This is a genomic window from Vibrio sp. STUT-A11, from assembly GCF_026000435.1.
GTDB lineage: Bacteria > Pseudomonadota > Gammaproteobacteria > Enterobacterales > Vibrionaceae > Vibrio.
Genome location: NZ_AP026763.1, coordinates 1,246,993 through 1,266,027, shown reverse-complemented (window position 1 = coordinate 1,266,027; position 19,035 = coordinate 1,246,993). Strand labels below are relative to the sequence as shown.

General features: G+C 44.4%; 16 protein-coding genes. 2 read left to right on the top strand and 14 right to left on the bottom strand.

Translation table 11 applies throughout. The annotated features are described in order from the left end of the window. Positions 1–66: 66 nt before the first annotated feature. The 4 genes from OO774_RS05910 to OO774_RS05895 all read right to left on the bottom strand — a co-directional run bounded on the left by OO774_RS05910 (position 67) and on the right by OO774_RS05895 (position 4,058). Positions 67–1,353, bottom strand: coding sequence for a TRAP transporter large permease subunit (locus tag OO774_RS05910; RefSeq protein ID WP_264905495.1), 1,287 nt, complete (start codon positions 1,351–1,353; stop codon positions 67–69). Positions 1,354–1,365: 12 nt separating this feature from the next. Further along, positions 1,366–1,905: a TRAP transporter small permease subunit gene (locus OO774_RS05905; protein ID WP_264905494.1), complete on the bottom strand. Its 540-nt coding sequence runs from the start codon at positions 1,903–1,905 to the stop codon at positions 1,366–1,368. Positions 1,906–2,034: 129 nt separating this feature from the next. Next, complete coding sequence (locus tag OO774_RS05900; protein WP_264905493.1) at positions 2,035–3,123, bottom strand: TRAP transporter substrate-binding protein; 1,089 nt, start codon at positions 3,121–3,123, stop codon at positions 2,035–2,037. A gap of 533 nt (positions 3,124–3,656) precedes the next feature. Continuing rightward, complete coding sequence (locus OO774_RS05895; RefSeq protein WP_014232370.1) at positions 3,657–4,058, bottom strand: hypothetical protein; 402 nt, start codon at positions 4,056–4,058, stop codon at positions 3,657–3,659. Between the two features lie 335 nt (positions 4,059–4,393). On the opposite strand from OO774_RS05895, the gene OO774_RS05890 reads away from it, so the two are divergent. Beyond that, complete coding sequence (locus OO774_RS05890) at positions 4,394–5,074, top strand: DUF2982 domain-containing protein (protein ID WP_264905492.1); 681 nt, start codon at positions 4,394–4,396, stop codon at positions 5,072–5,074. Between the two features lie 57 nt (positions 5,075–5,131). Here the strand turns inward: OO774_RS05890 and OO774_RS05885 are convergent, their stop codons facing one another. The 10 genes from OO774_RS05885 to gyrA form a co-directional block, all read right to left on the bottom strand. After that, positions 5,132–5,788, bottom strand: coding sequence for an MBL fold metallo-hydrolase (locus OO774_RS05885; RefSeq protein ID WP_264905491.1), 657 nt, complete (start codon positions 5,786–5,788; stop codon positions 5,132–5,134). A gap of 121 nt (positions 5,789–5,909) precedes the next feature. Beyond that, complete coding sequence (locus OO774_RS05880) at positions 5,910–6,458, bottom strand: YcbK family protein (protein ID WP_264906072.1); 549 nt, start codon at positions 6,456–6,458, stop codon at positions 5,910–5,912. A gap of 173 nt (positions 6,459–6,631) precedes the next feature. After that, the gene (locus OO774_RS05875) at positions 6,632–8,173 is read right to left on the bottom strand and encodes a L,D-transpeptidase family protein (RefSeq protein WP_264905489.1); all 1,542 of its coding nucleotides are present in this window, start codon (positions 8,171–8,173) and stop codon (positions 6,632–6,634) included. Positions 8,174–8,325: 152 nt separating this feature from the next. Further along, positions 8,326–9,408, bottom strand: coding sequence for a DUF1513 domain-containing protein (locus OO774_RS05870; RefSeq protein WP_264905487.1), 1,083 nt, complete (start codon positions 9,406–9,408; stop codon positions 8,326–8,328). Beyond that, positions 9,389–10,426 carry an imelysin family protein gene (locus tag OO774_RS05865; protein WP_264905485.1) on the bottom strand — a complete coding sequence of 346 codons (1,038 nt, stop codon included), beginning with the start codon at positions 10,424–10,426 and terminating at the stop codon, positions 9,389–9,391. Before OO774_RS05865 ends, OO774_RS05870 begins: the two co-directional genes overlap by 20 nt. Before the next feature lie 10 nt (positions 10,427–10,436). Further along, complete coding sequence (locus OO774_RS05860; RefSeq protein WP_264905484.1) at positions 10,437–11,837, bottom strand: di-heme oxidoredictase family protein; 1,401 nt, start codon at positions 11,835–11,837, stop codon at positions 10,437–10,439. A gap of 93 nt (positions 11,838–11,930) precedes the next feature. Next, complete coding sequence (locus tag OO774_RS05855) at positions 11,931–13,193, bottom strand: imelysin family protein (RefSeq protein ID WP_264905482.1); 1,263 nt, start codon at positions 13,191–13,193, stop codon at positions 11,931–11,933. 175 nt (positions 13,194–13,368) lie between these two features. Further along, entirely contained in the window at positions 13,369–14,016 is a 648-nt protein-coding gene (gene ribA, locus OO774_RS05850) for a GTP cyclohydrolase II (protein ID WP_264905480.1), read from the bottom strand. Positions 14,017–14,235: 219 nt separating this feature from the next. Continuing rightward, positions 14,236–14,412: a hypothetical protein gene (locus OO774_RS05845; protein WP_264905478.1), complete on the bottom strand. Its 177-nt coding sequence runs from the start codon at positions 14,410–14,412 to the stop codon at positions 14,236–14,238. 673 nt (positions 14,413–15,085) lie between these two features. Then, positions 15,086–17,710, bottom strand: a complete 2,625-nt coding sequence (gyrA, locus tag OO774_RS05840; RefSeq protein ID WP_264905476.1) for a DNA gyrase subunit A — start codon at positions 17,708–17,710, stop codon at positions 15,086–15,088. Between the two features lie 310 nt (positions 17,711–18,020). Between gyrA and ubiG the strand changes: the two genes are divergently transcribed. Continuing rightward, the gene (gene ubiG, locus OO774_RS05835) at positions 18,021–18,728 is read left to right on the top strand and encodes a bifunctional 2-polyprenyl-6-hydroxyphenol methylase/3-demethylubiquinol 3-O-methyltransferase UbiG (RefSeq protein ID WP_264905474.1); all 708 of its coding nucleotides are present in this window, start codon (positions 18,021–18,023) and stop codon (positions 18,726–18,728) included. The last annotated feature ends 307 nt before the right edge of the window (positions 18,729–19,035 follow it).

The window sequence follows — 19,035 nt, the reverse complement described above, 5'->3', positions numbered from 1 at the left end:
TCACCGAATAAGCAGCTTAACAACTTGTTTCAAAAGGTGGAAACTCTCAGGTCACAAAATCTCCTTTTAGCCCATTCCGTAAAAGCCAGGGAAGAACAGGATTGACGCTAGCACGACTACCTGAATTGCGATAAACGGCATGACACCCTTATAAATATCACGCGTTGTTACCCCTGCTGGTGCTACCCCTTTCAAGTAGAACAAACTAAAACCAAATGGTGGCGTTAGGAAAGAGGTTTGTAAGTTCATCGCAACCAGAATCGCAAACCACGTCATATTGATACCTAGCAGCTCAGCGACTGGCGCAAGGATAGGAACGATGATGAAACAGATTTCAACGAAATCGATAAAGAAGCCCAGAATCAAAATAACCAGCATAGTTATGATCAGGAAGCCCCATTTTTCACCCGGAATACTCAGCATCCACTCTTCGACTAAGTAATCCCCACCAGTGTAAGTAAAGGCCATAGAGAATGCGGTCGCGCCAAGCAATATGGCAAATACCATCGCCGTCACTTTTACCGTCTCTTTTGAAGCATCATAAACCATCGACCAGCTAAACTGTTTGTACAGCACAGCAAGTACAATTGCGCCGGCACCACCCAAGGCCGCTGACTCTGTTGGTGTGGCAATACCTGCGAAAATAGAGCCTAATACGACAATGATCAGGGCCAGAGGCGGTAGAACCGCTTTGAGCGCGCTGATAACTTCTTCTTTGCGGCTGACCGATTCATCACGCTCAATTGGCTGAGCCGCGTCTGGATTCATTTTTGCGTAGATAAGGATGTATATTACGTATGCAGCAACCAAAGTGATACCCGGCCATATGGCTGCTTGGAATAGGTCACCGACAGGCACACCTAATACGTCCCCTAAAAGAATCAGAACGATGGAAGGAGGAATGATCTGCCCTAGCGTACCGGACGCACAGATGGTGCCACAGGCAAGACCTTTATCATAATTGTACTTGAGCATCACAGGCAGAGAGATAAGACCCATTGCCACAACAGAAGCGCCAACAACACCGGTAGATGCCGCAAGCAGTGCGCCGACTAATACGGTAGAAATCGCGATACCACCACGAACGCCACCGAAAAGGCGACCCATTGATTCAAGTAGTTGCTCTGCGAGCTTTGTTTTCTGTAAAACCAGCCCCATGAACACAAACAACGGCACGGCCATAAGCACCGTATTTTGCATAATCGATTGAATGCGGTATGGCATAAAGGCAAACATTTCAACGCCTTCTGCCCAAACACCAAAGATCAGTGCAATGCCGCCAAATGTAAAAGCAACAGGAAAACCCAAAAGTAGCGCAAATAAGGCTACAAAAAACATGACTATACCGATCATAATAACTTCCTTTTACGACTTACCGTTATTGCCGGCATAGATAAGATGAGGATTAACAATTTTATTGATAGAGTGCAGTAGCAAGCCAACACCACTCACTGCCATAAAAAAGAATGATAACGGGATCATTGCCTTAATGATCCAACGGTAAGGCAAACCACCTGGGTCTCCAGATGTTTCCCCGAGCGCATAACTTTCTTTGGCAAAGTCGATACCAAACCAGGCGACCAACAAGCAAAAAGGAAGCAGGAAAAACAGTGTGCCTATCATGTCAATAATGGATTGCGCTTTATAAGATAAACGCTCGTAGAAAATATCAACTCGAACGTGACCACCAGCTTTGATGGCGTAGGGAACACCCAGCAAAAATACTGAAGCAAACAGGTGCCATTCCATTTCCTGAAATGCGATAGAGACATCGTTGAACACATAGCGCATGACAACGTCGTAGACTACATTTAGTAGCAGTAAGATGAAGAGGATGCTGGACAACCACCCCAAAAAATCACTGAAACGGTTAAACATCCGCTCAATATAAATAAGGCTTCTCATTCCGGACTCCGTGGAACGTATGGTTGAGCTCCGCTAAGTGGCGGAGCATTTATTATGATCTTTAATAGGTATTTTTCTTGGGCTTCACTCGCTGCCCAAACCAATTAGCTTGGGCAGCATACTGACGTATTAGTCAGCTTGACTGTTTAGATACGCTCGTTGTGAGATATCAGTCCATTGACGAACTTGCTCCATGTAGGCAGCTTGAGACTCTTGAATCTCTTTCGCTAAAGCATCTTCTTCCGCGTGTTTCTTCAGCAGGCGATCATTCGCTTCTTTCATTGCTGCCATGACTTCTGGCGGGAAGTCCTTCACTTCTACGTTCGGGTACTCTGACTTGATCGTCGCCCAGTTTTTACCACTTTCGTGTTTAGACTGCGTGTACATATCGTAAGCAGCCGTTTTCATCGCCACTTTTAAGATCGCTTTCAGGTCATCAGGTAGTTTTTCCCAAGTACGCTTGTTGACTAGGAACTGCAGCTCTGTCGCTGGCTCATGCCAACCAGTGTAGTAGTAAGGCGCAATTTTGTGGAAGCCCATGCGAAGGTCTAACGAAGGACCAACCCACTCAAGTGCATCAATAGTGCGACGCTCAAGAGACGTGTACAGTTCACCCGGTGCGATATTGGTTGGTTTAGCGCCCAGTTCAGCTAAGATTTCTCCCGCAAATCCAGGGATGCGCATTTTCAGACCTTGAAGATCATCCAGTGTTTTGATTTCTTTTTGAAACCACCCACCCATTTGAGTATCTGTGTTACCACCAGGGAACGACATCAGGTTATGAGGAGCGTAAACTTTGTCCATCAGCTCCATGCCACCGCCATAGTAGAACCAAGCGTACTGCTCTGTAGGTAACATACCGAAAGGCATAGAAGAAAAGTAAAGTGTGTTTGGCACTTTCCCTTTCCAATAGTAAGACGCCGAATGGCCCATGTCGTATTGACCTGATTTCACCATGTCAAATACACCAAAAGGTGCTTTGTGCTTGTTTGCTGAGTCAATGCGAATTTGCAGACGGCCGTTTGACATTTCTTCTGCCATTCTAGCCATATTTTTTGTTGTATCGCCAAAAACAGGGAAGTTAGGTCCCCACGTCTCTGCCAGTTTCAGGCGATATACTTTTTCCGCAGCATTTGCAGACGTTGCAGCGAAGGCCATCGCGGCAACCACAGCAGTCGTTTTCAGCACTCTTTTAAGAGATTTTTGGATCAAACTCATCGTTCACGTCCTTTGTCACCAAGGTTATTGTTATCATCCATTTCACAAGGATTTGTATTACACCAAGTAACGAACAATGTGCTTGTCTAAAGTTGACTCTTAAAATAGCGCAGCATCATTTGAGTTACAGGGCGTAACTTGATGCTAAAGATGTATCAATAACGTTGATTCTGAAATGGGCAGGAACACGCAATTTTTACTGCTTACTACTCACATATTAGCCATTGGTATTACGTATTTATACGTAGGAGTTTAACCAACTAAAAACCTATGCCTCGCTAAAACAGTAAGTTAAGTTGATATTAAAACTCACGAAAGTAAAAAACCACGTAAGTAGTATCTTTCCAAAAAATTTACAAACTATTTAAAGAATTGTGACAATTGCCATTTAGACGTCGCTAGACTCACTGAAGAAGGAGCTAAAACATGGAGTTGACGAGACTTTAGAGCGCTTGGAAAAAAAAGAAAAAAATACCCCGACAATAGTCGAGGTATTGGAGAGCGGTATCTTAATAAGATCGAGGATTTAAAAACTAAATCGCTTTGTAGATAACTTTGTTACCTGCCAATTGCTCTTTTTGAACCAGGTTTTCTTCAAGAAGCTTCTTCAGAGCGCCAGTTGCCCATGATGCCGCTTTAGTGTCTTCTTGACCTGCAGCAAGGCCGATGCCTTTAGGGTTAATGCCGTCCGCATTTGCGACAACGATATCTAGCACTTGTTGCTGTTTTGGAGTTAGCGCAACTTCTACTGTTTTCGCTACAGCTACTTTCTTCTCAGCTACTACTTTCTCGGCAACAGCTTTCTCAGTAACAGAAGGTGCTGCTTTCTCAGCAACAGGCTTCGCTGCTTTTTGTACTGCAGCAATGTTTGCTACTGTCGCTTTAATGCGCTTTTGCAACTTCATTTGCACTTTACGCTTATGAGCAAGTCTCATTGAATATGTCTCCAGTTCACTGCATCTCAGCAGGGATGAAAATTTGAAGCGCGTTTTATACCAAAATTCGTAAGTAATTTGTAGGTTTTAGCGCCGAATTGCGATGAAAAATGCGCTGGAAACCTAGAGCGTCTACTATTTATACAGGTAATTTGTGTGGAGTTTCATTGAATACTGGGTATAAAAACAGAGGGTTTTTATCCACCAAATCATTTTATTTCACAACAATTAAGTGCACTAATCTCTCCTTCGTAAAGAGTCTAGAAGCGAGATTAGATCACATAGCGATCATGGCAGTCACTAAGGCATTTTCACACCGAAATGAGGTGAAGAGTATGGAAACATTGCATCTCACAAACTCACATTTTAAGCCAGGCTCTGTTCTTACCCGAATAACCTTATTTCTTATCGCTCTGATAACGTTGTTTCTGGTGTTAATATCTCCTGGATGGAAGCAAGCAATGTTGTCTGTGATATTAATGGCGGTGATCGTGGGATTTGCCGTAATGATGATCAAAAAAAGCCAAGTCTCATTTACGCTAACTGCAACCCACTTTCAACAACACCTTTTTAAAGGTGGTTGGGTTGTTCGCTGGTGCAATATTGAATCGATAGGTATTTGTAGCTATCAGCAAGAAGGCTGGTATCAACCATTGCCTTGGGTAGGCGTGCGTTTAAAGCACTACTCGCCCTACCTGGATGCGATTTGCCCTCGCATAGCGACAGAAATCCTGCTGAACCAACGCGCTCTGCTTTATCTGGGTGCCAGGCAGAATCAATGTGAAGAACAATTCGAAGATATAGTGCTAGACCCAAAACCATACCAGAGTAGTAGCGGAAAACAGTACAAAGGCTTGCTCGCAATGCTAGCGAATAGAATGAAGTATCAGCGAAGTTTCTACGGTTACGACGTATTCATCTCAGCTGGCGATCTAGATCGAGAAGCAGAAGATTTTGTCGGATTAACTCGGCGGTATTTAGCGGCCGCCGAGCCAGACTTACTCGAGACAAAATAGCTTTGTTCTCCCCGGGTTAGTCATTCAATTACCCGTTATTTTCCGAATCGATACTCGCTAGTAAAGCGGCATCTCATCGGCGACAAATGGGTTGGTTTTACGTTCGTGGCCAAAGGTTGATTGCGGGCCGTGGCCAGGAATAAAGGTAACATCGTTACCCAGTGGCCAAAGCTTCTCTTTGATCGACTTAATTAAGGTATTGAAGTCGCCTTGTGGGAAATCTGTACGACCAATACTGCCGTTAAACAAGACGTCACCAACAAATGCTACGCGAGCTTCTTCACTGTAAAGCACTACGTGACCTGGTGTATGACCCGGAGTGTGGATCACCTTCAGCACTTGGTTACCAAATGTGACAGTGTCACCTTCATCAAGCCATTGATCAGGTTCAAATGCTTCAGTTAGCGGGAAGCCAAACATTTTGCTCTGCCCTTCTAAGCCTTGTAACCAGAAATTGTCCGCTTTGTGAGGCCCAACAATTGCCTTTCCACCAAGCAAAACCGCCAATGGTTGAGTACCACCGACGTGATCCAGATGACCGTGTGTCAAAACCAATTGAACCACATCAACGCCTAGCTCTTTGACTAACGCTGCAAGCTGCTTCTCATCGCCGCCAGGATCAACCACGATGCCTTTCATCGTTTCATCACACCAGACGATAGAACAGTTTTGAGAAAAAGATGTCACCGGGACAATTTGGTATTTCAGAGCCATGGATAACCTATCACCACATAAATATTGTTAGAACTGCCGCAACTATGACACTAAGCTAAAGTGACTTCAAGATTTGTAGAATCCAAGCAACTCGACTCTTTGGCCACTCAGGCAATCTCAATTACCAGGAACGAACCGCACCAGTATCAATATGAACAAAGTTACTGCCTGGGTAGTAGCCGACGCCACCCGCTTTCAGGCTTAAAGCAGCATCACGCACGGTGGACAACTTAACCCCGTCTAAACGAAAATCGATGGCTTTTCCTTCCATATGAAGGCTTTTCTTCGCTACACCAGAAGAGCCATTTCGCAATGAAGAATTCGTCTTTGGCGAACGATAGCCCGAGATCACAATGACTTCTGACTCCGTGCCAATAAGCTTTTGAATTTGACTGATCTGATCAAACAAACGTCGATCCATTGGGAAGGTTTCATTACGTCGATGATCACGACAGAACTGATCTAACCTTTTAAGCTCAGTTTTAACGTAGCTGCTTCCATCAAAGTAGCACGTCTCTAATTGCTCTCCAGTATTGAGGTTATTCATCGCTAACACGCGAGGCTCGTCTGGGAGTGACGCCCACGATAGCGTTGGCATAGCAGAAGCTAATACCACACCACCAGCGGTCATTTTAAGAAAATCACGACGGGAAAAGTTACGACTTACCATATAGAAATACTGCTCAAAAACTACACGAGCAGCGGACATTATCCAAACTGGTGCATTTCGTCAATTGCCTATATCAGTCTGGAATGTCGTACGCAACCACCATGGTTAGCTTACTGGTTGAACAAGAAGTAAATTTTCAGAAGTGTAAATTTAGTTAAAAGTCTACCATGCCATTACCCTTGCTTATCGTAAGAATAAATATCATCTCGATAATAAAGCGTCCCATCTTCTAACCACGCGGTTTGGTAGATGATGTGAACAGCAATACGTTCACCTAGTGGAACCGACGTGTTAGAGCGGCTGGCGCTTTGACGTTTCTTCGCAAAGCGTTCTTCCAGACCTTGAGTTTTGAAAAGCAGTTCAGCTAATTGATCCGCATTTTCCACTCTGACACAACCAGAACTAAACGCGCGACGATCTTGTTCAAACAAGTTCTTACTAGGTGTGTCGTGCAAATAAATGGCTTGTGGATTTGGCATATTGAACTTATACAAGCCTAGTGCATTCTGCGATCCCGATGCCTGACGCATACGGTATGGGAAAGTTCTGGGATTAACCGCAGCCCAATTGATAGTGGTAGGATCAATGATCTCTCGTGAAGTCCATGAACGAATAATCTGAATATTATGATGAATCAAATACATTGGGTTACGTTTTACTTTAGGAATGATGTCTTTGACCATGATTTTCCATGGTACATTCCAAGTCGGATTCAAAATAACCGAATCCATATTGACGGTCATAATAGGCGTCTTTCTCGAACTCTTACCGACGACGACTTTTGACTCAAACAGTGGTTGACCTTCATGCCAGTAGGTCACTTGATACCCTGGCACATTGACGAATACGACATTATCTCGCTCTTTCGCCCATATTCTTGAGCGCTCAGCATTTAAAGCAAGTAAATGCAGCCTCTGTTTAGGAGAAAAGTTAATCCAACGTATCGTATTTGGCCCGATAACTCCGTCCTCCTTTAAACCATGAATACGTTGAAATTCTTTCACTGCTAATTCTAAGTTCTCATCATAGCGCGGTGAGTTAAGATCAACAAAACTGACATCAACGCCGACGATCGCAACACGTTCGATCAAAGCGGCTTTATCTGTTATTGGATCACCGAAACGAAGTAATCCTTGTTGTTGGTATATCGGGTATTGGTATTGAGCTTGCTCAGATAAGGTTGAGAAAGCCGAATTGAAATCTCGCTCCATTTGAAGAGGAGAACGTAGGCTTAATAGGAACTGATCAAGCTTACCAACCGTGAGCTCGTTGCTCAGAACCGATAACGTGTCGATACTTGGCGGTGGGAGTTCAACTTGAGCTTTATTGGCAAACAGCCAGTTAACCCCTTCATGAGGCAGTTGCTCAAGGTAACTCAAATACATTAAGAGCGAATCAGTCATCACCAAATCAAAGTCAAGGTTGTCGCCTTGCCATCTAATCTGGTTGATTCTATGCAGCTGGTCATCAAACTCTTTCGTAACGTCGGCAAGCGCAACTATATTTAACTGATAAATGAACTGCTCAACGTCACTTTCATTTTCCCAATTCAAATGGTAATTGGTACTCTGATACAATTGCTCCACCACTGATGGGTAGTGGATCATTTTTTCAATAGATAGCTGTTTAACCGCGCCTTCTTGCTCTGCTTGTAACGCATTATCAAGAGAAACTGCGGTAGAAAAGCTGCAAAACGGCACTAAAAGTGCCGTCATAATTAAAAGCCTAGCAATCACTGATACAACCCTTACCTACTTGCCTTATGTGAAAGTATGGCAAATATTTCACAGGTTGCTGCTTTAAAAATAAGAACGGGACAATATTTTCTCAGATAAGTTTCAAATAAAACCACCAATTAGCTCTCATTTTATACAACTTTAGACCAATGGTTATCCCACTGTATACCGCTGGAAAATGTATTTTTGAACTCTGTAGGTCGTTGTTCTACGACTTTACCAGCACCAGAGCTGATGCGGAACTCATCGCCGTAGAGCACGACACCAGAGGCGTCGGGTAACGCGTTCAACTCTACCAACCTGCCCGTCGATTTAGACCAGATGCCATAGCAACTTCCAGGAGGCGATGTGGCTAATATCCACTCCTCAGTCGCAGCAATGCTAGCGACATAATGATTGAACCGAGCCCACTCCTCTGGCTCTGCGTGTAGTGCTGACATTTCTCCACCGCGCGTATGCATCGCGATCAGCGCAGGGTATTCATCAGGCTCTCCTCGATATTGCTGGCCACATAGCACTGTCTCTGAACCATCGTGCGCAAGATGACGAATGCTCAGCTTGTGATCGGGCAGAGAAACTTGATCGAGCAACTCACCATCTTGAGACAGGTAGCTCAGACTTGGGGCCATGGAGTCGAGATTCAGAGGCTCTCTTCCATTAGTATGCACACCGCCAACACCGATCGCTAATGCACCATCGGGCATCATGATGATTTCATGTGGTCCGATACCAAAACCTGACAGCTCATCCATCTTCTGATATTGCTTGCGCACGTCGTAAACGCCAATAATGCCTCGGCTTGTGCCCCTTTCACCTTCTGTTGCGAACAGGTAATCCCCGTCATGGGAATACACGCCGTGACCATAGAAATGACGGTTTGCTTTTGCAGGGTGCAGTTTTATGGCTTGCCCTGTTCGATAGTCAAACACCATAAAAAAGGTACCTGGCCGACGACCGAAAACGACCGCATGACTTTGTTGATTGGTTGCTACACCATGGCCACGCTCTGGGATTGGCAATTTAGAAATCGGCATACCGTGCTCATCGGCAACAACAGCTGCATACTTTTCACGGCCTATAATGGAACACCCAATCAAAGCAGGTTTACGCGGAGCAGTACTCGCACAACCAAAGGGTAATAATGGTGTTGCCGCTCCAAACAGAGCGGCTTTAAGTAGGGTTCGTCGGGTTTGATCAGTCACCATCGGTAGCATTAAATCCTATAACCACGCCGAGTTCGATAGCCACCTCTTCATGAATGAGGTACTTCAATTGTTCTAACTTGTTGAACTGTGCCAAAACAGTTCGGTAACCCTCAACCGTTTGTAGTGCGGCAAATAAACTTTGCTCTTCAGGCCAGGTATCAAGTGTCATGGCAAACTGACGAGAAACTCGATCTGCCAGGGACGATTTGTCCTGTTCGCGTAACAGTGCATCCAAACCGTGACCATTGGCGAAATATAATGTCTGCATGCTTTGCACGTTCGCTTTCAAATTCGCCAGAGAGGAGCCCGAACGCCAGGATTCCGAAAAGTACGGTCTCGGGTGGCCAATTTTCGCCATCGGACGGCTCAACTTCTTCATGCTGTACTCAAGCTGGTTCGACAGTAACGAAATATATTCCGACTCCCACTGCGTTTTTTGCATTGCTTTCCATGGGTTCATGCTCCAAGCATCCGCAATCATCTTTGCTTTAGCGTTAAGGTTTTGTGCAATAGAAACCCCGGTGGAACAAGTATTACTGTTCGTTTCCAGCGTTGATGCACTGTCATAAAGTAACCACTCAAGCGCGCCTAAGCCTTGTACCGTCACGCTCTGCGTTGATATCTCTTGTGCACTCCAAACCTGATCCGATTTTGTAAGTGCCGACATTTTTCGTCCGGTCGTGTTCTTTTTATCCGGCCAGAACTGCACATTCCAACTTTGCTCCAACGCACTTGCTGGCCCGCGCTCCTGACCTTGCAATGCCATCCAGGCACGCATGGTTTCATGCCATTGTTGTTTAACAGCAGATGAATCTTTAGCCTCAGAAGCACAAAAATCATTGAAAGCTTGTTCTAAAGACGAGCTTTGAACTAGAAAGGCATAAGCGGATTGATGCTCGACTTCATACACACTTTGTGAAATATGATTCGTTTTCTCTGCCAGACTGGCTTCTTCACTCAGTGTTGACTGGCACCCCGTCAAACTTAACGCAGTAACGACAGCGCTAACTAATAGTTTTTTATTCACAATAGGTTCCTTATAACGAGCCCAGGAAAGCCACCAGCGCATCGCGCTCGCGCTTACTTAAAGCCAGTACATTCTGCTTTGCAGCCTCTGCTTCACCACCATGCCAAAGTACCGCTTCCATCACATTGCGTGCTCGACCATCGTGCAAATAGTAGGTGTGTCCGTTGACTTCTTCGGTATAACCAAGTCCCCAAAGAGGTGGGGTACGCCATTCGCGACCGTTCGCCAGATATTCAGGTCGGTGATCTGCCAATCCCTCCCCCATATCGTGTAGCAATAAGTCGGTATATGGGTGAATTTTCTGTTCTGAAAGCGCCGGTAAGTCAGTTCGCTTGGCGGTTTTAACGTTTGTTTTATGGCAGCTTTCACAACCTGCTGAGGCAAAGATTTTCTGACCTAGTTGCACTTGCGGGTCTTCTACATTACGACGAATTGGAACGGCTAAGTGCTGACTATAAAACTCTACGAAATCGAGAATATTCTGGCTAACTTCTGGTTCACCACCATTTGGTAACTCATCACAAATGGTTTGTTTTGATGTACAGTTTTCGTTCGGGAACAAATGACTTGTGAGGCCGACATCACCATTAAAGGCGGCTGCGTTCTGTTGCATCAATGTTGGCTGACCCGCTTTCCAGCCGAAGCGACCTAGTGCGAAGTCCCCTCTTTCGATATCCCAAACTTTGTTTACTTTCCCGGAAATACCATCTTTGTCGTTGTCGTTTTCATCCGCCCAGGCAAGTAGAGTCTCGTCAGGAATGCTTTCCAATAGACCCAAGCCAATCATAGGTGGTGCGACACGCGCCGAAAACTGGGTATCCGGGTGCATCTCACCATATCCCAAGTTGGTGATTTTTAGGGTTGGTTTTCTTAGTGTCACCGTTGTGCCGTCATTAAATTGCACCGGAACATCGCTATACGTGATCGATATTTTACCTTCTGGAATTTGGTCCTGGAGGGCAAAATCTTGAAGCTGACCACCATAAGTTGGCTCAGGAATGCCACCATCAATGATGTAGGCTTTTTTTTGCTCTGCTGTCATCGCAGGGATGCTCAAACGCACTAACATTGAAACGGCGTGAATATCCCCTTCTTCCGGCGGATGACCGCGACCATCTTTAATATGACAGTTTTGACAACCGTTGGTATTAAATAGTGGGCCAAGTCCATCTCGTGCATCCGTCGTCGCTGGTGCTTGCACCCAAGGGTTTCTAAAAAAGCTATTCCCGACACTAAAATCCAGTCGTTTACTCATGGGTAAGTTTGCCGCGGGAAGCGAATAGGCGTTCGCGCCGTCTTTTTTAACACTGGTTTTTCCGCCCGAACGAACCTCATAAGCGGAAACAGAAGTAGAAAGTGCAGCAGTAAAGAATAGCGCTAAGTGAAAGTAATTAAGGGGTGATGGCTTCATATCATTGCTCTTAAGTAAATTGATAACAGCGAGCTCAAACAGCAAAGGGCTCAACCTATTAGTTGAGCCCTTGATTATTTATTATAGTTTTTCTTAGAACTCGTGATCGGCAGTATCTGGACTCAGGCTATCAATGCCAATAATGCTTGCAGCACGTTCAATTGCACCTGTTTGTGCCACTAATGACATAATAGTTTCATTCACTAACGCATTGCCTTGAACGTTATCGACAGCAATCAACTGATCGAAATGTTGGTTATTCTTCTCTGCTGAAGTAACCAACTCACCCACTTGACTACGAGTATCATCAAATTGCTTCTGAATCTCTTTCGCGGCTTGCTCATCTTGTTGTGTAACAAGGTCTGCAATACTTGGTCCAGTCAATAACGTACCGTCCTGGCGCTTATACAGCCCCATGTACACGTTATAGATACCCTGTTCGTTGTAGTAGTGAGAGTTGTGTGTGTTATCTGAGAAACAATCGTGCTCGTCTTCTGTTGAGTTCGCTTCTAACGCTACTTTCATACGCTCACCAGCCAACTCACCAAGAGATAACGATCCCATACCAAACATCATCTTACGAAGACCATTGTCTGCTGAATCTGCAAGCAGTTCCTGACGGTAATTATCTTTCGCGTCCGCTGACCACTGTTTCTCCATCCATTCAAGATCTTGAACTAACAGCTCGGCAGCGGCTTTGAGGTATTCGCCACGACGGTCACAGTGGCCATTAGTACAGTCAGAGCCCACTACAAAATCAGTGTAAGCACGTTGACCAGCTCCTGCATTTGTACCATTTAGATCTTGGCCCCAAAGTAGGAATTCAATCGCGTGATAACCTGAAGCGACGTTCGCTTCAGAACCACCCACTTCATTTAGATCAGCAATCAGTTCAGGTGTGATTTTTGATACGTCTAGTTTGGTAGCACCAATAGTCAGACTGGTGTTCGCCACGATGTTTGCCGCAGCGCCTTCGTTACCAAGTTCATACTGGTAATCTGCGGCTACGTAGTCGATCAGGCCTTCGTCCAGCGGCCATGCGTTAAGCTGACCTTCCCAATCATCGACGATCGCGTTACCAAAGCGGAATACTTCAGATTGTTGATATGGAACGCGAGAGTCAAGCCATGCTTGTTTCACGTCTTCTAGCTTTTTAGCTGAAGGGGCTTTTAGGAACTCATCGATTTTAACGTCTAACGTTTTAGCCGTTGTTAATGAGTCTGAGAATACCGCATGTGCAACATCTGCATAATGTTCGACAACGTCTTGCTTGGTTACTTGAGCAGCAACGGCAGTACCACTGGAAATAAAAAGTGAAGCAGCAATAGCTTGAACTAATACTGTTTTTGCATTCATGAGAAGCATCCTTGTTGAGCAAATTGTTTTGTATTCTAAGTGCTAATTATTCTTATTTGCACTTTTAGTCACGAGATAATACAAATTTACAATTTTTTTGCAACTTAAGGTGCAAAAAAAGCCTCATCAATGTGAGGCTTTTAACAAGTATTAACTAATCATTCTATTATTGCGGCTAAACTTTCAGGTTGTGTTTACCGTGAGAGACTTTAGCTTTGAGATAGTTTTCGTTACCATCTTTGATGTGAGCAGAAGTGTTAACCACTTCAACGATTTCGATACCGTATTCAGCTAATTCACGGATTTTTTTAGGGTTATTCGTTACTAAGCGGATCTTATTAACATCTAAAGCTTGTAACATTTGAGCAGCTTCAGTGAAATCGCGCAGATCGTCATCAAAGCCTAGGTGATTATTCGCCTCATAGGTGTTCATACCCTGGCTTTGTAGTCGGTACGCATCAATCTTGTTATATAGACCAATACCGCGCCCTTCTTGACGCAGATAAAGAATAATGCCGCCAGACTCTCCCATGATCTGTATCGTCTCTTCTAACTGCTCACCACAGTCACAACGAGAAGAGTGAAAAACATCGCCGGTCAGACACTCAGAATGCATACGCACTAATGGCGTTTCTTGAACTTGGTCTGCTTGATTAAAGATAACTGCCACATGCTCTTTATCCGTCTTCAAACCACGGAAAGACAGGATTTCAGCATCAATATCACTTTTAGCCCCGACTTTAAAATCTACTCTGGCACGTACTTCAGCCATATCTACACTCACTCGATTTAATTCTTGATGCACTTTCGTTATTACATTCATGGGATGAACTCATGCTCTTCAACTATGGGGATTGATACCACATTTTTCAATGCATAGATCACTATATCTTAGATCTTTTCCTCTCAGCTATACAGGGCAATGGTTTCCCTCTGCCACGCTGACGAAGTGTTATAATATAACATTTCTGTAAAACTACAATAAAAAACCCCAGACAAAGTTTGTCTGGGGTTGATAAATTCTGGTTTAAAAAGAAGAGGCTTAATGTGCCTGACGACGCTTCCATACGGCAAACTCTATCCATACTGTTTCGAGTTCTTGAATTTCCTCGTCGGTCAAAACGGCAAGTGTCGAAGTAACTTGTGGTAACTTTGGTGCCTGAAAAGCGCGAATATGCGCATAAAAGTCCTTTCTTAACTGCGATATAACTGAATCCACTGGTATACCTACTTACATCTTTTATTACGTACCCAACTTAAAGTTCTAATTTTAAATATGTGCTGGTTCGTTCAGGAATCTCAAGAAAGAATAACACTCTGCTTGTTATTTTCACAGTTTGTTTTAAATTATGGAATTACAGTCACATAACTCACACTAATTTGACTTGTCTTTATTATTACCAATGATTAAAGGTTAAATCAAACACCGACATATTATGTTCTTCGACGTAGGCTAATTCCGCCGCAGCTCATCCACACTCATGCATACGAAACTTGCAATTATCATAATGAGGCCTTGCCACACCTGAGCATAGCTTCATTCTCACCGAACCCAGTATTTCGAGGTTATTTGGATATAAAAGCAACCATAAAATATGCAACAATTTTAACAAAATGAATACCTGCTCTATACAAACGCCTTTATATATGAGATGAAATCAAAGTTAATAAGTCCCGCATACGTACGAGGATTTAAATTAAAACCTCAGATATTGATAAATATAAAAGTAGCTAAATAATAAACGGTAACTCTATTTATCACTCATTAAGACCAACTATATTCATATAAGTTGATACTAATAAGATCAGTATATTTACTGTATCAAAAAGCAGGCACTAAAAAGCCGAGCATAACGCTCGGCTTTTAATTATAAGAGGTGTAGATTTAAAGATTAATCTTCACTGTCTTCCGTAGGAGGTGATTCAGGATCTTGCTGCTCTGCGTTTGATTCAATCGCTTCGCTTTCTTCACCTTCAGGTAAATCGGCCTCTTCAATTTCATCAATGCGTTGCAAGCCTACTACTGACTCATCTTCAGCCGTACGAATTAAGGTAACACCCTGAGTATTACGACCAACTTGGCTAACTTCTGCAACACGTGTACGAACCAGAGTACCAGCGTCGGTGATCATCATCATCTCATCACCTTCTTCGACTTGCACTGCGCCAACAACTGGACCGTTACGCTCAGATACTTTGATAGAGACGACACCTTGAGTTGCACGACCCTTGGTTGGGTACTCGGCAAGCTCGGTACGTTTACCATAGCCATTTTCGGTCACTGTCAGGATATCGCCTTCGTTTGAAGGAACAATCAGAGACACAACTTGGTCATCTTCACCCAACTTCATACCACGAACACCAGCAGCGGTACGACCCATAGCACGTACTTTATCTTCGCTGAAGCGAACGACTTTACCTGCTTTAGAGAACAGCATGATGTCGCTGTCACCATTGGTGATATCAACACCGATTAGCGAATCGTCATCACGTAGGTTCACTGCGATTAGACCGTTTGCACGAACGTTGGCAAATTGGTTCAACGGTGTCTTCTTAACCGTACCGTCACCTGTCGCCATAAAGATGAACTTATCTTCAGAGAACTCATCTACTCGCAGGATCGCCGTGATACGTTCACCATCTTCCAGAGGAAGAATGTTAACGATAGGCTTACCACGAGCAGTACGGCTCGCAAGCGGCAGTTGGTAAACTTTCAAGCGGTAAGTTTTACCACGAGTGGAGAAACACAGGATGTTGTCGTGAGTATTTGCCACGAGAAGACGCTCAATATGGTCTTCGTCTTTCATCTTAGTTGCACTTCTGCCTTTACCACCACGACGTTGTGATTCGTAATCGCTCAGGATTTGGTACTTAACGTAACCGCCGTGAGACAGAGTGACCACTACGTCTTCACGTGCAATCAGCTCTTCCATGTCAATGTCATGGCTCGCTGCAGTGATTTCAGTACGGCGTGCATCGCCAAAGCCGTCACGAACCGCTTCTAGTTCTTCACGAATCACTTCCATCAAACGCTCAGTGCTTGCAAGAATGTGCATTAACTCAGCGATTTCGTCTAGAAGCTCTTTGTATTCAGCCAGAATCTTCTCGTGCTCAAGACCAGTCAGTTTGTGTAGACGTAGGTCTAGAATGGCTTGCGCTTGTTGCTCTGTCAGGAAGTACTGGCCGTCACGGATACCGTATTGCGGCTCTAGCCACTCAGGGCGAGCGGCGTCAGTACCAGCACGTTCAAGCATTGCCGCTACGTTACCTAGATCCCAACCACGAGCGATAAGACCTGCTTTCGCTTCTGCTGGCGTTGGCGCTTTACGAATTAGGTCGATGATTTCATCGATGTTCGCTAGTGCAAGCGCCAAACCTTCGAGGATGTGGGCACGCTCACGAGCTTTACGTAATTCGAAAATAGTACGACGAGTAACCACTTCACGACGGTGATCCACGAAGCACTTCAACATATCTTTCAGGTTGAATAGCTGTGGCTGACCGTTATTAAGCGCGACCATGTTGATACCGAAAGTCGTTTGCAGCTGAGTCTGTGCGTACAGGTTGTTAAGAACCACTTCGCCTACTGCATCACGCTTACATTCAATAACGATACGCATACCATCTTTGTCAGATTCGTCACGTAGCGCACTGATGCCTTCAACTTTCTTATCTTTAACCAGCTCAGCAATCTTCTCGATCAAACGAGCTTTGTTTACTTGGTAAGGAATTTCAGTAACGACGATGGTTTCTTTGCCGTTCTTCTCTGTTTCGATTTCCGCTTTTGAACGCATGTAGATCTTACCGCGACCTGTTTTGTACGCGTCTACAATGCCTTTACGGCCGCTGATTAGTGCTGCCGTCGGGAAATCTGGACCAGGGATGTAATCCATTAGTTCATCAATAGTGATTGCTTCATTATTGATGTATGCAAGGCAGCCATCGATCACTTCGCCAAGGTTGTGTGGCGGGATGTTGGTTGCCATACCTACCGCGATACCAGAAGCACCGTTGACCAGCAGGTTCGGAATCTTGGTTGGAAGAACCGCTGGAATCTGCTCCGTACCATCGTAGTTCGGTACGTAGTCTACGGTCTCTTTATCTAGATCAGCCAAAAGTTCGTGGGCAATTTTTGCCATACGAACTTCGGTATAACGCATTGCCGCAGCAGAGTCGCCATCGATCGAGCCAAAGTTACCTTGGCCGTCAACCAACATATAACGAAGTGAGAACGGCTGAGCCATACGTACGATTGTATCGTACACAGCGCTATCACCGTGTGGGTGATATTTACCGATAACGTCGCCGACAACACGGGCTGATTTTTTATATGGTTTGTTCCAATCGTTGCCTAGTACGTTCATCGCGAACAAAACGCGGCGGTGTACTGGTTTTAGGCCATCACGCACATCTGGAAGAGCACGACCCACGATTACTGACATCGCGTAGTCTAGATATGAACCTCGAAGCTCGTCTTCAATGTTTACGGGCGTGATCTCTTTAGCTAAATCGCTCATAGAGCCATTATCCCTCTATTATCTGATCGTAATTACGATACGTGTAAGGCGAAAAATATAACATACATTTCATCACTTCGGCATCCCTTTCCCTCTCCTTTTATCAGGTTGTGAGGTTTGTTGAGATTCAAATGTCGAGAATTTGCACACTCGTCCGATATCTTTCTGATAACTGGCTATATTTTGGTCAACATTACGCAAAATGAGATTGATGGTGGGCAAAACGGCGATTAATCGGTTTAATCCTGATAAAACGTTGGAGTATACTGACGCCCTCTAAAGGACTCAGATTGAATGCAGTACAACCATTATGACTAAAGCACAAAACGTCGACCCTAGTGAAATAAAGAAATTCGAGGACATGGCTTCTCGTTGGTGGGATTTAGAAGGTGAATTCAAACCGCTTCACCAAATTAACCCGCTTCGTTTGAACTATGTACTCGAAAAAGCAGATGGCTTGTTTGGCAAACGCGCACTCGATGTGGGTTGTGGTGGTGGTATTCTTGCAGAGAGCATGGCAAAAGAAGGTGCCATCGTCACCGGGCTCGATATGGGTAAAGAGCCACTGGAAGTCGCGCGTCTGCATGCTCTGGAAACCGGAACAAAGCTAACCTATATCCAAAGTACCATCGAAGACCATGCAGCAGAAAACGCCGCAACTTACGATGTCGTCACGTGTATGGAAATGCTGGAACATGTTCCCGATCCGCTTTCTGTTATCCGCTCTTGTGCAGCGCTGGTGAAGCCAGGTGGTCACGTGTTCTTTTCAACCTTAAACCGCAATATTAAATCGTACTTGTTTGCCATCGTTGGCGCAGAGAAGTTGCTTAAGATTGTTCCGCAAGGCACCCACGACCACGAGAAATTCATCAAACCCGCAGAAATGATGAAGATGATTGACCAAACCGATCTGACTGAGTTGGGTATCACAGGGTTGCATTACAACCCACTTAACGACAGTTATAAACTTGGTCGTAACGTAGATGTAAACTACATCGTTCATACTCAAAAATACTGAACGTCAAAACGTTAAAAACCTTGTTGTTGTTGACCATTCAGTTAAGAAACTCGCCAAAAGCGGTAGCACAAAGTTACCGCTTTTGTGTGTAAGATTTGTGCAGTCGATACCATTTTGACCAACCTGATTTTCGGAAATAAAAATGTCCAAAGATCAAGGAAAATATTTTTCTGTACGGTTATTTCTAAACCAATCTCAAATCTGTAATTTTACCTATTCAAGTCCGCCCTTTTCTCATCGGTTAGTGTTCACTTACTGATTTTTTTTATTTGAACAGTTATCCACAAGTCATCCCAAATATGTACCT

Excerpts from the sequence above, each read along its gene's own strand:
- OO774_RS05910 (WP_264905495.1), bottom strand. The coding sequence starts at position 1,353 with ATGATCGGTATAGTCATGTTTTTTGTAGCCTTATTTGCGCTACTTTTG.
- OO774_RS05905 (WP_264905494.1), bottom strand. The coding sequence starts at position 1,905 with ATGAGAAGCCTTATTTATATTGAGCGGATGTTTAACCGTTTCAGTGAT.
- OO774_RS05900 (WP_264905493.1), bottom strand. The coding sequence starts at position 3,123 with ATGAGTTTGATCCAAAAATCTCTTAAAAGAGTGCTGAAAACGACTGCT.
- OO774_RS05895 (WP_014232370.1), bottom strand. The coding sequence starts at position 4,058 with ATGAGACTTGCTCATAAGCGTAAAGTGCAAATGAAGTTGCAAAAGCGC.
- OO774_RS05890 (WP_264905492.1), top strand. The coding sequence starts at position 4,394 with ATGGAAACATTGCATCTCACAAACTCACATTTTAAGCCAGGCTCTGTT.
- OO774_RS05885 (WP_264905491.1), bottom strand. The coding sequence starts at position 5,788 with ATGGCTCTGAAATACCAAATTGTCCCGGTGACATCTTTTTCTCAAAAC.
- OO774_RS05880 (WP_264906072.1), bottom strand. The coding sequence starts at position 6,458 with ATGGTAAGTCGTAACTTTTCCCGTCGTGATTTTCTTAAAATGACCGCT.
- OO774_RS05875 (WP_264905489.1), bottom strand. The coding sequence starts at position 8,173 with ATGACGGCACTTTTAGTGCCGTTTTGCAGCTTTTCTACCGCAGTTTCT.
- OO774_RS05870 (WP_264905487.1), bottom strand. The coding sequence starts at position 9,408 with ATGCTACCGATGGTGACTGATCAAACCCGACGAACCCTACTTAAAGCC.
- OO774_RS05860 (WP_264905484.1), bottom strand. The coding sequence starts at position 11,837 with ATGAAGCCATCACCCCTTAATTACTTTCACTTAGCGCTATTCTTTACT.
- OO774_RS05855 (WP_264905482.1), bottom strand. The coding sequence starts at position 13,193 with ATGAATGCAAAAACAGTATTAGTTCAAGCTATTGCTGCTTCACTTTTT.
- ribA (WP_264905480.1), bottom strand. The coding sequence starts at position 14,016 with ATGAATGTAATAACGAAAGTGCATCAAGAATTAAATCGAGTGAGTGTA.
- gyrA (WP_264905476.1), bottom strand. The coding sequence starts at position 17,710 with ATGAGCGATTTAGCTAAAGAGATCACGCCCGTAAACATTGAAGACGAG.
- ubiG (WP_264905474.1), top strand. The coding sequence starts at position 18,021 with ATGACTAAAGCACAAAACGTCGACCCTAGTGAAATAAAGAAATTCGAG.